We start from the raw sequence: 14,423 nt of genomic DNA, 5'->3' as shown, positions 1-14,423 counted from the left end.
GCGGCAGCAAGGCTGCCGCGCTAATCCGACTAAGTGCGCGCGGCAGCATCGCCACCGCGCTAATCCCGACTAAGTACGCGCGGCGGCGGTGTCGCCGCCAGCCCGTCTCAGTCTTCCCCGTCTCAGTCTTCGTCGTGGCCGTGCGCTTCGTGCGGGCCATGGCCCTTCGGGCAATGGCAGACCGAGGTCGGGCCGAACTCGATACCGAAGGTCTGGCCGTCGCGATGGCGCTGCCAATAGAAGTTCGGCGCCTTCTCGCCCAGATTGCCGAGTTCGGCCATGTCGGCGTCGACGTCGAACAAGCGCCCGTCGACCATCACGTAGCGGGTGTCGATGGTCGAGCGGATGTTCTCCAGCGGATTGCTGTTGAGCACCACCAGGTCGGCCTTCTTGCCGGCTTCGAGCGAACCGAGTTGCTTGGACAGGCCGAGATAATCGGCACCGTCGATGGTGGCCGCGCGCAGCGCCTCGAAGTTGCTGAAACCGCCCTGCGGCAGCATCCAGATCTCCCAGTTCGCCGACAGCCCCTGCAACTGGCCGTGGCCGCCGACCTGGATCTTGACGCCGGCGTCGCGCAGCTTCTTGACCGACTTGGCGACCTGCACGTGCCAGTAATCCCAGTCCGGCGCGGTCTCGCGACGGATCGAGCGTGCGTCGAGGGTTTCGCGCGGGAAGAAGCGGTTGAGCTTCTTGTCTTCCCAGACGTTGTCGCGCGCATACCACCAGTACTCGCCGGACAGGCCGCCGTAGCTCACCACCAGGGTCGGGGTGTTGCGCACGTCGGTCTGCCGCCACAGCTCGACCACGTCCTTGTACAGCGGCGCGACCGGGATGTTGTGCTCGATGCCGGTAACGCCGTCGAGGATCATCGGCATATTGTGGTTGAAGGTCGAGCCGCCTTCCTCGACCACCAGCATGCCGAGTTCGCGCGCGGCCTGGTTGATCTGCTGGTGCTGTTCGCGGCGCGGCTGGTTGTAGCTCTTGACCGAGAACGCGCCGTTGGCCTTCATCCGGCGCAGGTGGCTGCGCGCATCATCGATCGAGTTGATCACTGCCTTGAAGTCGCCGTCGGCGCCGTACAGGATCGTGCCGGTCGAGAACACGCGCGGGCCGACCATCTTGCCGGCCTTGAGCAGTTCGGCTTCGGAGAACACGAACTCGGTGGTCGCCGAGGGGTCGTGCATGGTGGTGATGCCGAACGCGAGGTTGGTGTAGTAGGCCCAGTTCTGCTGCGGGACTACTCCTTGGCCGAAATGCGCGGCGTGCGCATGCACGTCGACGTAGCCCGGCAGGATGGTCTTGCCGGTGGCGTCGATGACGCGGGCGCCGGCCGGCACCGCGACCGAGCCGCTGGCGCCGACCGCTTCGATCTTGTCGCCGCGCACCACCACGGTGGCGTCCTCGATCACTTCCTGCGCAGTCTCTGCGTTGCGCATCGTCACCACCCGTGCGTGGGTGAAGGCGACGGTGTCGCGCGGCGCGTACACCGGCAGGTCGAGCCCGACCCGCACGCCGGGTTCGTCGGCGGACGGTTTCGCCGGCGTCGCCGGCGCGCCCGGCAGGAACGCGAAGGCCTGGTTGAGCGGGCGCGAGTAGTAGCGGTCGCCGACCATCCAGTGCAGCGACTTCGAGTTGGCGGCCCAGTGCAGATAGCTGCCGACGTCGGCGCTGACCGGCGTCACCGGCATCGCCTTGCTGTCCTTGCTCAGTTCGACCGAGCTGCCGGTGGTCATCAGCGGCGCGACATAGGCGTTGAACAACTCGGTGAACGCCACCCACTTGCCGTCCGGGCTGATACTGACCGAGTCGACGTACTTGAGGTTGTAGACCTCGCGCGGCTCTTCGCCATGCAGGCCGACCGACATCAACTTTTTCTTCAGGCCGCCGCCGGTGAGGTAATACACGCGGCTGCCGTCGGCGCTGAACTGCGGCGCTTCGCCGCTGTCGGCGACGCGGGTCGGCTTGCCGCCGTCGGCCGACATCACGTAGATGCCGCGATCGGCCGACCACAGGCTGCCGGTGAGACCGCCGCCGCCGGCCTTGGCGTAGACGATGCGCTTGCCGTCGGGCGAGAAGCGCGGGCCGTAGTAGAAGCCCTTGTCCTGGGTCAGGCGCTTGCCGCCGCCACCGCCGGCGCTGGCGACGTAGATCGCGCTGAGCGCTTCGTCCGACCAGGTCGTGTACAGCAGCTTGCCGCCGTCGGCGCTGAAGCTGGGCTGGTATTCGTAGAGGTTGTCGTTGCCGGTCAGGCGTTCGGGCTTGCCGTCGGGCAGGCGCTTGCGCCACAAATGGCCGACGGCGTGGAAGATCAGGGTCTTGCCGTCGGCGCTGGTGGCGACGTCGCGGATCATCTTCGGCGCGAAGCGGCCTTCATCGAGCTTCTGCTCGAAGCGCAGCGGCTCGGCCACGGTCTGTTCGACCGAAGCCTTGAACGCGATCGGTTCGGGTTTGCCGCTGGCGATGGTCACGCGCCACAGCTTGCCCTGCGCCCAGATCACCACCGACTTGGAATCCGGGGTCCAGGAGAAATTCGCGTACGGCCCGAAGATCGCCCAGGCCTCCTGCATGTCGTGCGACAGCCCGTCCCAGACCGGGCGGGTCTCGCCGCTGGCCAGGTCGAGCACGTGCAGCACCGACTTGTCGCGGATGCGTTTGACGAAGGCCAGCGACTTGCCGTCCGGCGAAGGCTGCGGGCGCACCGCGCCGCCGGGTGTGCCGATCACGGTTTCGCTCTTGCCGGTCTCGCGGTCGAAGCGCTTGATCGCGTAGACGGTGTCATGGACGTTCTTGTTGTACTGGAAGGCCGGGCCGGCGCTGACGTCTTCGGAGTAATAGACGTAGCGGCCGTCCGGCGACAGCGCCGGTTCGCCGAGGTCCTGCTGATCGTTCTTCTGCTTGGTCAGCTGCAGGCCGCCACCGCCGCCTGCGGCGTGATAGATCCACAGCTCGCCGGCGCCTAGCGAACGCTCGCCGGTGAAATGCTTGCGTCCGATCAGGAACTGGCCGTCCGGCGTCCACGCCGGGTTGTTGAGCAGGCGGAAGTCTTCCTTGGTCACCGCGACCGCGTTGCTGCCGTCGGCCTTGATCCGCCACAGGTTGTTGCCGCCGCCGCGGTCGGAGGTGAAAGCGAGTTCGCGGCCGTCGGGCGACCAGCGCGGCTGCACGTCCCAGGCCGGGCCGCTGGTGATGCGCTTGGCCTCGCCGCCGCCGATCGGCAGGCGGTACAGATCGCCGAGCAGCGAGAAGGCGATCTCGCGGCCGTCGGGCGACACGTCCAGGTCCATCCAGGTGCCTTCGTCGGTGTCGAAGCGCACCGTCTTGGTCTGGCCGTGCGGCGCGGAGACGTCCCACTTCTTCTCGTCCTTGTCGCCGGGCTTGCTGACGCCCTTGGCGGTCTGCGCCGAAGCGCGCGCCGGGTCGGTGCCGGCCGGTTTCAGCGCATCCTGTTCCAACTGGGCGGCGGGCGCATCGCCTTGTTTCTCGCCTTGTTTCTTGTCCTGCGGTGCGGGTTGCGGCGGGTTCTGAGCGTAGGCGGGAACGGCGAGCGCGCTGGCGAGCGCAAGAACAAGCAGACGGTGACTGGGCATCGAAGCGGTTACCTGGGGCTGACGATGGGTCGAGCCTAACCCGCACCGATGCCCCTCGGCCTGGGCTAGAAGTCGTGCTCGGCGGGGTTTGGCGAGGATGCGAGCGCGCGGACATCGCCGTGTCGCGCGAGCAAAGCAAATCTCCCCAACCCCTCTTTGTCAAAGAGGGGAGCGCTTGCGTCGGCTCAGGGAGGATGAATTTCCTCCGAGCTGTGCCGCTCGACGAACAAGGGATGCTGGCGGCAGGCAGAGCGGAATCGCTTTCGACGCCGGCTCGTGGTGGAAGTTGTGGATCTCTTGCCGGCACTGCTGCCTTTGAAGCGATAGCAACGGTCCGTAAGTTCCAAAGCCCCGAACACGAGGCGATCTTCCCGACAAAACGAATCCACTCCCCTCTTTGGAAAAGAGGGGTTGGGGGAGATTTGCTCTTGGCGCCGCCGCATCCGCATCGGCGCTCCAGCCGCGCCCGCTCAGCCCTTGAAGTCGGCCTGCTCGGCGGCGAAACCGACCACCACCGCGCCCTTGCCGACGTTGACCATGCCGGTCAGGCTCATGACGCTTTCGAACAGCTCGACGTTGCTGTTGCGGCAGGCCTCGCGCAGGCGTTCGAAGCCGGGCAGGGCGCGCAGCTCGGCGAGCTCGCCGCCGTAGCTGACGCACACGGTCGGGGTCAGCAGCCCGGCCTCGGCTTTTTGCGCGGTGAACTCGAACAGCTTCTGCGCGGCGTTCTCGTAGCCTTTGATCTTGGCGACCGGGCCGGTCTCGCCGCGGTTGCAGTGCAGCACCGGCTTGATGTCGAGCGCGGTGCCCAGGGTGGCGCTGAGGAAGCTGACGCTGCGGTCGCCGCGCACGCGGGTGCGCGCGCGCAGGTAGTTGAGGTCGCGCGGGATCAGATAGCCGTGGGTGTGCAGGGCCAAGTGCTCCAGGCGCGCACGGATCTTGGGCGCGCCTTCGCCGGCGGCGCGCAGGCGCACCGCTTCGACCGCGGTGATGCCCTGGGCGGCGAACAGGTTGAGGGTGTCGATCACCCGCAACGCGAACGGCGTGTTGATGCCGGCCGCCGAACGCACCGGCTTGTAGTCGTTGAGGATCGCGAAGCTGGCCTGGTTGGCGTTCTCGTAGACCGGGCTGCGGGTCTTGGTGATCGTCATGCAGAACACGTAGTCGTAATCGATCACGAGTTGGCTGACGAACAGGTCGCGCACCTGTTGCACGGTGAACGGCGTGGTCTCGGCCTCGAAACCGCGCTCGGCCAGGTGGGTATGCAGGAACTGCAGGGTGGCCTGCTCGTTGCGGTGATCGGCCAATACCGCCTGGCCGATGCGCACGGTGATCGGCAGCAGATGGATGTCGTGCCGTTCCAGATAGTCCAACGGCAGATCGCAAGCGGAGTCGACGACGATTCCAATGCGCATGTTCCCCCCCGGGTAGGGCGCGTGGTGATCGGATAGGACCGCAGCATACCTTTTTGAGACATGAGTCACGCGTGAGCGCGCCCCGGGCTTGCGTCGCTCAGGCGCGGCGACGTATCCCCACCGGCAGTTGCTTCAAACGCTGCATCTCCGGGTCGTCCAGCAGTTCGGGATGTTGCAGTGCGTCAAGAGCGAAGTCGTGGGCGTCGTTGCCCCAGAACAACTCATCTCCAATGCTCAACGTAGGGACACCGAAGACACCGGCCACCAACGCGGCCTCGGTGTTCTCGCGCAGCGCCGCCTTGATCGGGTCGGCGCCGAGCGCTTGCGCTTCGACTCCTAGCGCGTCGATCACCGGTGCCAGCGCTTCGACGCTGTCGCCGGCCTCGCCGCGCCGCCAGATCCAGTCGAAGATCGCATCGACCGCCTCGGGGGTGGAGCCGGCGACCAGGCACAACCGCAGCGCGGCGAGCGGATTGAACGGATGCGCCGGCGGGAAGCGCAAGGTCACGCCTTCGCGCCGCGCCTGCCACAGCACGTGCCGATAGGTGAACTCGCGTTTGCCGACGATCTCGGCCGGGCCCTTCTGGCCGCGCGCCTCGAGCACCGCGCCGAACGCCACCGGCACCAGCTCGATCCCGCGTTCGCGCAGCATCGGCTTGAGCTTCTGCCACTGCAGGTAAGAGAACGGCGAGATGAAGTCGAAGTACCAGCGCAGCTTGCTCATGGTCGGGTCTCTTATTTCCAGGCGCCGAGGATCAGGCCGTACAGGGCGAACTGGAGGATGTGGTAGCCGGCGTCGATCATCCACAGCATCAGGCTGCGCTGGGCGAAGGCGTAATTGATGCCGAAGCTCATCGAGACGAAGAACAGCCCGACCACGAAGCCGACCCCGAAGCCGTCGGCGGCTTTGGCGGCGGGCGGCAGGAACACGGCGAACATCAGCGCGGCGAGAAAGCTGCAGGCGATGGCGGTAGCGAACACGCGGCCCGGATGGCCGGGCTTGGCGTCCGGATCGACCCCGGCCTCGCGGCACCAGCGTTTCTTGAACAAGGGCCCATACCACAGCCCGCCGAGCAGGAACGACGAGGCAGTCGCCGCGAGGATCGCCAGCCAGTTGAGTTCGAGGGTGGGCAGAGTCATCGCGCGGGTCTCCTGTGCGTCGGTAACCGACAGGATACGCCTGGGTCATCGGCCGCGGCGGCTGCGACCGAACCCGGCCGCCCGTCGCCCTTAGGGTAGGAGCGGCGCGAGCCGCGACCGCGTTCTTGCGGCCGCGTCGTAAGCGCCGACTCGAGCGCGGAAGGTTCGATCAGCCGCGACCTCGCCCTCGCAGCCGCGTCGCCGTTGCGCATTCGCGGTCGCGGCTCGCGCCGCTCCTACCCAGGGCTCCAGCAGAGGGCGTTGGCCGCTTCGATGAAGCGGCCAGGCCGACGCCTCAGCGCGCCGGCGCCGGATACGCGCGCGGCAGGCCGGTGTCGCCGTGCAGGTAACGGTCGCGCAACTCGGTCTGGCGGCTGCGCATTTCGATCGCGCGGCCGTCCATCCACACTTGCAGGGCCACGTGGGCGACATCGAGCGGGTCGCCGCTCCACAGCACCAGGTCGGCGCGCTGGCCCGGGGCGATGGCGCCGACCTGGCCGGCCACGCCGAAGGCTTCGGCCGGCACCCGGGTCAGGCCGGCCAGGCCGTCGGCCCAGGGCAGACCCGCGGCGACCGCGTTGCCGGCGAGCTGGCGCACCTTGCGCGCGTTGTGCGAGGCGCCGCCTTCGCTGAAACCGACCGCGACCCCGGCTGCGCGCAGGCGCGCGGCGTTCTCCATGCTGGCGCCGACCTGGTCGAAATCGCTCGGCAGGTTGGACAGCGGATTGACGAACACCGGCACCTTGGCGGCTGCGAGCTGCGGCGCGAGGCGCCAGGCTTCGCCGCCGCCGGCGATGGCGATGCGCAGCCGATGCCGCGCCGACCAGCGCAGCAACTGGCGGATGTCGGCGGCGCGGTCGACGCCGAACACGATGCGGCCGCCGCCATCGAGGTACTTGAGCAGGGTCGAGCGACCGGCCGGCGTCAGCAGCGCGGCATGGTGGCCGGGTGCGATGCGACCGCGCGCTTCGTCGATCAACTGGTCGAGGATCATCCACTGCGCCGCGCGCGAACTGCCGCTGAGGCCGAGGCCATCCTTGCCCAGGCGCACGAACAGCACGCGCGGGCCGATCGGATCGGGGCCGCCGTCGAGGCGTTCGACGCCGCCCTGGCCGGCGACGATCGAGCCGCCGGTGGCGGTGCCGACGCCGAGCAGGGTCCAGCCGATGCCTTCGATGCGCGCGACCGGGATCAACACCGAATCCGGGTTGTAGGCCAGGGTCACGTCGAACTCCGGCCGCACCGTCATCTCCTTGGTGTCGGCGCCGAGCGCCACGGTCTGGTCGACCGTGGATTTTTCGCCGGAGACTTCCTCCAGGCCGATCTCGGTGATGCCGCCGAACAGGGTCGGCGTCAGCGGCCGGCCTTCGGCTTCGATCACCTGGGCGCCGGCCGGCGCCGACAAGCCCTTGCCGACCGCACGTACCATGCCGTTGCCGACCAACACGTCGGCGTGTTCGAGCGAACCCTGCGCGGTCGCGGTGTGCACGGTGGCGTTGCGGATCAGGACGTTCTGCGCCGCGGCGCCGAAACTCGCGCAGGCACCGACCAGGGCGAGCAGCAGGGCGCTGCGACGCAACCGGCGGCTTGCGGCGTTCGCTGCACCGGTGCGGGACAAAGCTTCGATCCGGCGACGGTTCATCGCACGCCTCCGGTCTGGGTCGCCGGTTGCCCGAGCAGGAAGTCCGACTTCGGTTGCCGCGACGGGTCGGCACGGTCGTAGACGCGCGCGCCGTCGACATAGACCTGTTCGGCCTTGGCGTAGACGCTGAAAGGATTGCCGTTCCACACCACCACGTCGCCCATCTTGCCGGGCTCGAGGGTGCCGGTGCGCTCGAGGATGCCGAGCGCCTTGGCCGGATTCTGGGTCAGCCAGCGGATCGCCCGTTCCGGCGCGATGTCGATGCCGGCCAGGCGCGCATGCGCGATCACCTTGGCCGCTTCCTGGTTGAGGCGCTGGATGCCTTCTTCCGAATCCGAATGCACGATCGCGCAACTGTTGGCCGGGCGGTCGACGATGGCGATGTTTTCCTGGATGCCGTCGAAGGCTTCCATCTTGAAGCCCCACCAGTCGGCCCACAGCGCGCCGCAGACGCCCTCGGCGGCCAGGCGGTCGGCGATCTTGTAGGCCTCCACGCCGTGGTGGAAGGCGCTGACCTTGAAGCCGAACTCTTTGGCCAGGTCGAGCATGGTGGTCATCTCGTCGGCGCGGTAGCAATGGATGTGGACGAGGATGTCGCCCTTGATCGCACCGGCCAGGGTGTCGAGCTTGAGATCGCGCTTGCCGCCGGTGTCCTTCTCGCTGTCGGCGCCGTTGCCGTTGGCGGGCTTGGCGCTGCTCTGCCACCAGCGCTTCTTCTGCGGCGCGGCGGCCTTGGGTGCGGTCTTGCGCAGGTACTCGCTGGCGTCGATGAAGGCGGCGCGGTAGCCGGCGACGTTGCCCATGCGCGTGCCCGGCGGGGTGTTGCGGCTGCCGTAGACGCGCTTGGGGTTCTCGCCGCAGGCCATCTTCAGGCCCCACGGCGCGGCCGGGAACTTCATCGCCTGGTAGCTGGTGGCCGGGACGTTCTTGAGCGTCACCCCGCGTCCGCCGATCAGGTTGGCCGAGCCGGGCAGGATCTGCAGCGAGGTGATGCCGCCGGCCAGCGCGGCGGCGAAGCCGGGGTCCTGCGGCCACACCGAGTGCTCGGCCCAGACGTTGGGCGTGACCGGGCCGGTCATTTCGTTGCCGTCGGCGTGCGCGCCGACGCCGGGGCTCGGGTACACGCCCAGGTGCGAGTGCACATCGATGATGCCCGGGGTGATCCACTTGCCGCTCGCATCGACGCGGGTGGCGTCGCTCGGCGCGTCGAGGGCGCGGCCGACCGCGACCACCTTGCCGTCGCGCAGCAGCACGTCGGCGTCGTCCAAGCGTTGGCCCGCGCCGGTCAGCACGGTGGCGTGCTGCAGCAATACCGGGCCGGCAGCGATCGCCTTGTAGGTGCTCGGATAGGGATCCTGGGTGTAGCGAGAGGCCGAGGCCGGCGCGGGCGTGGCGGCCTGCACGGCGCCGGCGAGCAGCGCCAGGCCGCAGCCGGCCAGTAACGGTCGAAACATGGATTCCCCCAAGACAGAGCGAGCGACGGACAACCTCGGAACCGTAACGGCCGCCCGCGCCTCTGCCAACCCTGACTATCGTCATGGGCGGTGCGACAATGGCCGGACAACAACAACAAGAACAGGCACCGACCATGAAAGAGAAAGAACAAATCGTCGAAAACTGGCTGCCGCGCTACACCGGCGTGCCCCTGGACCAGTTCGGCGAGCACGTCCTGCTGACCAATTTCGGCGGCTATCTGCACACCTTCGCGCGCCTGACCGGCGCCGAAGTGGTCGGCCTGGACCGGCCGATGCCGAGCGCGACCTTCGACGGCATCACCATGATCAACTTCGGCATGGGCAGCCCGAACGCCGCGACCATGATGGACCTGTTGTCGGCGATCATGCCCAAGGCGGTGTTGTTCCTCGGCAAGTGCGGCGGCCTCAAGCGCAAGAACCAGCTCGGCGACCTGGTGCTGCCGATCGCGGCGATCCGCGGCGAAGGCACCTCCAACGATTACCTGCTGCCGGAAGTGCCGGCCCTGCCGGCCTTCGCCTTGCAGCGCGCGGTCTCGACCACCATTCGCGACCTCGGCCACGATTACTGGACGGGCTCGGTGTACACCACCAACCGCCGCGTCTGGGAGCACGACGAAGCCTTCAAGGAACGCCTGCGCCAGATGCGCTGCATGGCCATCGACATGGAGACCGCGACCGTGTTCGCCGCCGGCTTCGCCAACCGCATCCCCTGCGGCGCGCTGCTGCTGGTGTCGGACCAGCCGATGATCCCCGAAGGCGTCAAGACCGAAGCCTCCGACGCCAAGGTCAGCGCGAGCTTCGTCGACACTCACATCAGCGTCGGCATCGAAGCGCTGAAACTGATCCGCCGCCACGGCAAGTCGGTGCGGCACTTGCGCTTCGACGAGTGATGGCTGCGGCGCCGTGGCCTCTTCGAGTGCTGCGAGCCGTCATCACTGTAATCATCTGCAAGCGCCAACGTACGCAGCCCCTCTCCCGCCTGCGGGAGAGGGGTTGGGGTGAGGGCCACAACGGCTCCACGAGCGCGCCGTGCCCGCCATCGCAGATCCGCCGTGCGGCCCTGAACCGTTTAGCGATGAACGAGCGGATAACCCTGTTTTTATAGGGGTTCTGCGACGCCAAGCACACGACATCGCATGGCCTGAGACCTCGCGCGCCGACACTGTATTCCGAGGCCGGAGGACAGGTCATGGAACAGCTCATCTTCACCATCATCGGCGCCTTGCTCACTTGGGCGTTCTACTTCATCCAGCGTTTCGCCGAACGTCGCGGCACGGTCGACGCGATCGAGCGCGGCAAGCAATTGCTGGCGCTCAAGCAGGAGCTCGACGGCGCTCACACCAGCGTCGAGGAACTGCGCCGTTTCGAAAGCCGGCTGGTCGGCAAGGCCGAAACCGCGGCGCGCATCGCCGACAGTTATTTCAGCAAGGCCGCCGCGGTCGCGCGCGACAACGAGGACGCGCGGGTCAGCGAGGCCGACATGAGCCAGCAGGCGATCGCCGAACTCAGTCGCGAGGAAGTGCGGCTGCAGGGCCTGGTCGCGCACCTGCGCAAGCAGCTCGATGGCGACGGCCTGGCGGCGTTCGAACGGGCGCACGAGGCTTGGCTGACTTTTCGCGAATGCCATGCGCGTTTCGTCTCGCAGTCGTATTCGGCCGGCCCGATCCGTCCGCTGATCCATGCGGTGACGATGGAAAGCATCACCGTGGCGTGGATCAACGAGCTGGAAACGCAGCTCGGCGAGGATCAGGCGGCTTGATGCGCATCGGGACGGCGCCCGATGGCACGGCATCGCACCCATGCCATCGGGTTGCTTGCGATTCAATCGGGTGAATCGCTCGGGTGGCATCGTTGCATTTGTGCCGGTCACGATGCGGCACTGGTCGTCCTCGCAGGGATGAATAGGTCGACGATGTCGGCGCCCGGCGGCGGTGCGGTCTTGTCGGTGCCGGCGGAGAACGCGACAGCTTCGCGCGCGGTTTGCTAGGGTTCGCCCCTGATCCTCAGCGAGAACGCGCATGTCCGTCACCGCGAAAGACGTCGTCGATTTCTGGCGCAATGCCGGCCCCGCCCGTTGGTTCGATCGCAACGACAGTTTCGACCATCAGTGCCGCAGCGGCTTCCTCGACGCGCACCACGCCGCAGCGCGGCGCGAACACGACGATTGGGTCGAGCGCGATGCAGAATCCGCGCTGGCCCTGTTGATCCTGCTCGACCAGATTCCGCGCAACGTGTTTCGCGGCAGCGCGCATTCCTACGCGACCGATCCGCTTGCGCGGCACTACGCCCGACGTGCGCTCGCACTCGGTCACGACCGAAGCATCGAGCCGTCGCTGCGCGCCTTCTTCTATCTGCCGTTCGAGCATTCCGAACAACTCGACGATCAGCGCCGCTCGGTCGAACTGCACCGCGGCCTGCCGCCGAACCAGGACGGCAGCGACGCCGCGCAGTGGGCCGTGACCCATCTCGAAATCATCGAGCGCTTTGGTCGCTTCCCGCACCGCAACGCCGCGCTGGGACGCGAGAGTACCGCCGAAGAGCAGGCCTATCTGGATGACGGCGGGTTCAAGGGCTGAGCCATAGCGACGCTGCGCTTTTAGGGTAGGAGCGACGCAAGTCGCGACCGCAACCACCCGAACCCGCGCCGCGATCCGCCAGTCCGCAGTCGCGGCTCGCGCCGCTCCTACAGGGGCAGCGACGCTGCGCTTTTAGGGTAGGAGCGACGCGAGTCGCGACTGCGCAACCATCCGAACCCGCGCCGCGATCCGCCAGCCCGCGGTCGCGGCTCGCGCCGCTCCTACAGGGGCAGCGACGCTGCGCTTTTAGGGTAGGAGCGACGCAAGTCGCGACTGCGCAACCACCCGAACCCGCGCCGCGATCCGCCAGCCCGCAGTCGCGGCTCGCGCCGCTCCTACAGGGGCAGCGACGCTGCGCTTTTAGGGTAGGAGCGACGCAAGTCGCGACCGCAACCACCCGAACCGGCGCCGCGATCCGTTAGCCGGCGGTCGCGGCTTGCGCCGCTCCTACAAGGTCAGCGACGCCGCGCTTTGGGGTAGGAGCGACGCAAGTCGCGACTGCGCAACCACCCGAACCCGCGCCGCGATCCGCCAGCCCGCGGTCGCGGCTCGCGCCGCTCCTACCCAAAAGCGACGCCGTGGCTCCGGCCCTGGGGTAGGAGCGACGCAAGTCGCGACCACGCACCGACCCGAACCCGCAAAACAAAACAGCCGCGACGCAAGGCGCCGCGGCCGTTCCTCAAGAGCTCGCCGCTCGATCAGTACTTCGGAATCGAAGCATCCAGGTCGGCCCAGGCGTCGATGCCGCCTTCGATGTTGTAGACCTCGCGGAAACCGAGCTGGCGGAAGTGCTCGGCGGCCTGGGCGCTGCGGCCGCCGTGGTGGCACAGGAACGCCAGCGGGGTGTCCTTCGGCAGGGCTTCGAGCGCGTCGGTGCCGCCGTCGAAGCTATCGAAGGCGATGCCGATGCGGGCGATAGCGCGTTCGTCGGCGGGGCGCACGTCGACCAGGCGCAACGTGCCTTCGCCGGCGCGGGCGAGCGCCTGTTGCGGCGCGATCGGCTGCACCGCCGGCGGGGCGTTCGGGTTGGTGATGACCAGGCCGCGGCCGCGTTCGTCGTCGGCCCAGTCGATGCTGACGCCGTCGGCGCGGCGGGCGTTGATCCAGTCGGTCTGCACGCGCACGCCTTCGGATTCGACCGCGACGGCGTTGGGGTCGGCCGGGGCCAGCTGCAGGCGCACGTTGTGGCGCGCGTCGACGTCGAGCTGCACCGCGTAGTTGTCGCCGGCGTTGGCGACGGCGTCGCGCAGCATCTGCGCGGCGGCCGGGGTGATCGTGAGCTTGGGCGGGCTGCGGTCCGGCGTCGGCAGGCCGAGCAGCTCGTGCAGTTCGCCGCTGCCGGCCATCTGTTCGATGATGTCGCTGCCGCCGACCAGTTGTGCGTCGACATACAGCTGAGGGATCGTCGGCCACTCGCCGTATTGCTTGATGCCCTCGCGGATCTCCGGATCGGCCAGCACGTCGACATGGGCATAGCCCTGCGGCAGCAGCGCGTTGAGCGCACCGGAGGCCTTGGCCGAGAAGCCGCATTGCGGCGCGGTGGGACCGCCCTTCATGAACAGAACGACGCGGTTGGACTGGAGCAGGGTTTCGATGCGCGAACGCAGGGCGGGGTCGAGGGACATGGAGGTCAGCCGGACGGGAATAAAGGCAAGGTGGGGGCGGGCAGTCTACGCCGCAAGGTAGGATGCGGCATCCGCCGGCGTCTCGGGCTGCCGCGGAGCCCCTCCCGACCGTCGGAACCGCCCGCCGCGCATGAACGCCATCCTCGTCGCCCACCGTCCGCCGCGCCGTCCTGGCCTCTGGTTATGGCTGTTCCTCGGCTCGCAGCTGCTGATGGTCGCCCTGTGGGTGCGCTACGGATGGACCGTCGGCCTGCCGGCCTTGCTGCTGAGCCACGGGGCGATGGTCTGGGGCACCTTGTGGCCGCGCTCGCCTTTGTTCAGCCCGGTGCTGTCGCGGCTGCCGACCGACCAGCGCGCGGTCTGGCTGACCATCGACGACGGCCCCTCCGACGACACCCTGGCCCTGCTCGATCTGCTCGACGCCCACCAGGCCAAGGCGACCTTCTTCGTGGTCGCGCAACGCGCCGAACAGCGCGCCGACCTGCTGCGCGAGATCGTCGGCCGCGGCCACGACCTGGGCAACCACAGCGCCAGTCATCCTTCGGCGCGGTTCTGGATGCTCGGGCCGGCGGCGATGGCGGCCGAGATCGGCGGCGCCCAGGCGCGCTTGCAGGCGCTGGTGCCGGGGCTGCGCCTGCGCTGGTTCCGTGCCGTGGTCGGCATGGCCAATCCCTTCACTGCGCAGCCGATGAGCGCGCACGGTTTGATCCGGGTGGCCTGGAGTGCGCGCGGCTTCGACGCCGTCGCCGCCGATCCGGCCACGGTGGTGGCGCGGATCGAAAAAGATCTCGCGCCGGGCGCGATCGTGCTGATGCACGAGGGGGCGCGCCATGGCCGCAACGTCGAGACGATGGCGGTGTTGTTGCGGCGTTTGCGCGAGCTGGATTATCGCTGCGTGGTGCCGGTGGTCGAATGAGGTGTGGCGCGGGCCGATCGGTAAGCGCTTAGATCGGAAGGTTCGCG

General features: G+C 68.2%; 11 protein-coding genes. 4 read left to right on the top strand and 7 right to left on the bottom strand.

The window, feature by feature from the left end:
• Window positions 1–122 precede the first annotated feature (122 nt).
• The 6 genes from ACTOWK_RS06345 to ACTOWK_RS06320 form a co-directional block, all read right to left on the bottom strand.
• Complete coding sequence (locus ACTOWK_RS06345; RefSeq protein ID WP_441329334.1) at window positions 123–3,587, bottom strand: amidohydrolase family protein; 3,465 nt, start codon at window positions 3,585–3,587, stop codon at window positions 123–125.
• Window positions 3,588–4,057: 470 nt separating this feature from the next.
• Window positions 4,058–5,002, bottom strand: a complete 945-nt coding sequence (locus ACTOWK_RS06340; RefSeq protein WP_441329333.1) for a DegV family protein — start codon at window positions 5,000–5,002, stop codon at window positions 4,058–4,060.
• Window positions 5,003–5,099: 97 nt separating this feature from the next.
• Complete coding sequence (locus ACTOWK_RS06335) at window positions 5,100–5,726, bottom strand: 2-hydroxychromene-2-carboxylate isomerase (protein WP_441329332.1); 627 nt, start codon at window positions 5,724–5,726, stop codon at window positions 5,100–5,102.
• Between the two features lie 11 nt (window positions 5,727–5,737).
• Window positions 5,738–6,142 (bottom strand): DUF1761 domain-containing protein, encoded by a 405-nt coding sequence (locus tag ACTOWK_RS06330; RefSeq protein ID WP_441329331.1) that lies wholly within the window; start codon window positions 6,140–6,142, stop codon window positions 5,738–5,740.
• A gap of 295 nt (window positions 6,143–6,437) precedes the next feature.
• The gene (locus tag ACTOWK_RS06325) at window positions 6,438–7,784 is read right to left on the bottom strand and encodes an amidohydrolase family protein (RefSeq protein ID WP_441329330.1); all 1,347 of its coding nucleotides are present in this window, start codon (window positions 7,782–7,784) and stop codon (window positions 6,438–6,440) included.
• Window positions 7,781–9,238: an amidohydrolase gene (locus ACTOWK_RS06320; RefSeq protein ID WP_441329329.1), complete on the bottom strand. Its 1,458-nt coding sequence runs from the start codon at window positions 9,236–9,238 to the stop codon at window positions 7,781–7,783. The genes ACTOWK_RS06325 and ACTOWK_RS06320 overlap by 4 nt, the downstream gene beginning before the upstream one ends.
• A 134-nt stretch (window positions 9,239–9,372) precedes the next feature.
• On the opposite strand from ACTOWK_RS06320, the gene ACTOWK_RS06315 reads away from it, so the two are divergent.
• From ACTOWK_RS06315 to ACTOWK_RS06305, 3 genes are all read left to right on the top strand, one after another.
• Complete coding sequence (locus tag ACTOWK_RS06315; RefSeq protein ID WP_441329328.1) at window positions 9,373–10,149, top strand: AMP nucleosidase; 777 nt, start codon at window positions 9,373–9,375, stop codon at window positions 10,147–10,149.
• A gap of 299 nt (window positions 10,150–10,448) precedes the next feature.
• Complete coding sequence (locus tag ACTOWK_RS06310; protein ID WP_057919308.1) at window positions 10,449–11,018, top strand: lysozyme inhibitor LprI family protein; 570 nt, start codon at window positions 10,449–10,451, stop codon at window positions 11,016–11,018.
• 259 nt (window positions 11,019–11,277) lie between these two features.
• Complete coding sequence (locus ACTOWK_RS06305; RefSeq protein ID WP_441329327.1) at window positions 11,278–11,835, top strand: DUF924 family protein; 558 nt, start codon at window positions 11,278–11,280, stop codon at window positions 11,833–11,835.
• A 698-nt stretch (window positions 11,836–12,533) separates the two neighbouring features.
• Here ACTOWK_RS06305 and grxD read toward each other — a convergent pair.
• A complete protein-coding gene (gene grxD / locus ACTOWK_RS06300) occupies window positions 12,534–13,460 on the bottom strand; it encodes a Grx4 family monothiol glutaredoxin (RefSeq protein ID WP_441329326.1) in 927 nt (308 codons plus the stop codon).
• 130 nt (window positions 13,461–13,590) lie between these two features.
• Between grxD and ACTOWK_RS06295 the strand changes: the two genes are divergently transcribed.
• Window positions 13,591–14,376, top strand: a complete 786-nt coding sequence (locus ACTOWK_RS06295) for a polysaccharide deacetylase family protein (RefSeq protein WP_441329325.1) — start codon at window positions 13,591–13,593, stop codon at window positions 14,374–14,376.
• Window positions 14,377–14,423 lie beyond the last annotated feature (47 nt).

It is taken from the genome of Lysobacter sp. CA196, from assembly GCF_052078695.1.
In the GTDB taxonomy this organism is placed as follows: Bacteria; Pseudomonadota; Gammaproteobacteria; order Xanthomonadales; family Xanthomonadaceae; genus Lysobacter.
The sequence above is the reverse complement of the archived record's forward strand: the minus strand, read 5'-3'. Positions and strand labels throughout refer to the sequence as shown.

Coding starts and splice junctions, on each gene's coding strand:
- ACTOWK_RS06335 (WP_441329332.1), bottom strand. CDS start 5,726: ATGAGCAAGCTGCGCTGGTACTTCGACTTCATCTCGCCGTTCTCTTAC.
- ACTOWK_RS06340 (WP_441329333.1), bottom strand. CDS start 5,002: ATGCGCATTGGAATCGTCGTCGACTCCGCTTGCGATCTGCCGTTGGAC.
- ACTOWK_RS06310 (WP_057919308.1), top strand. CDS start 10,449: ATGGAACAGCTCATCTTCACCATCATCGGCGCCTTGCTCACTTGGGCG.
- ACTOWK_RS06330 (WP_441329331.1), bottom strand. CDS start 6,142: ATGACTCTGCCCACCCTCGAACTCAACTGGCTGGCGATCCTCGCGGCG.
- ACTOWK_RS06295 (WP_441329325.1), top strand. CDS start 13,591: ATGAACGCCATCCTCGTCGCCCACCGTCCGCCGCGCCGTCCTGGCCTC.
- ACTOWK_RS06305 (WP_441329327.1), top strand. CDS start 11,278: ATGTCCGTCACCGCGAAAGACGTCGTCGATTTCTGGCGCAATGCCGGC.
- ACTOWK_RS06320 (WP_441329329.1), bottom strand. CDS start 9,238: ATGTTTCGACCGTTACTGGCCGGCTGCGGCCTGGCGCTGCTCGCCGGC.
- ACTOWK_RS06345 (WP_441329334.1), bottom strand. CDS start 3,587: ATGCCCAGTCACCGTCTGCTTGTTCTTGCGCTCGCCAGCGCGCTCGCC.
- ACTOWK_RS06315 (WP_441329328.1), top strand. CDS start 9,373: ATGAAAGAGAAAGAACAAATCGTCGAAAACTGGCTGCCGCGCTACACC.
- ACTOWK_RS06325 (WP_441329330.1), bottom strand. CDS start 7,784: ATGAACCGTCGCCGGATCGAAGCTTTGTCCCGCACCGGTGCAGCGAAC.
- grxD (WP_441329326.1), bottom strand. CDS start 13,460: ATGTCCCTCGACCCCGCCCTGCGTTCGCGCATCGAAACCCTGCTCCAG.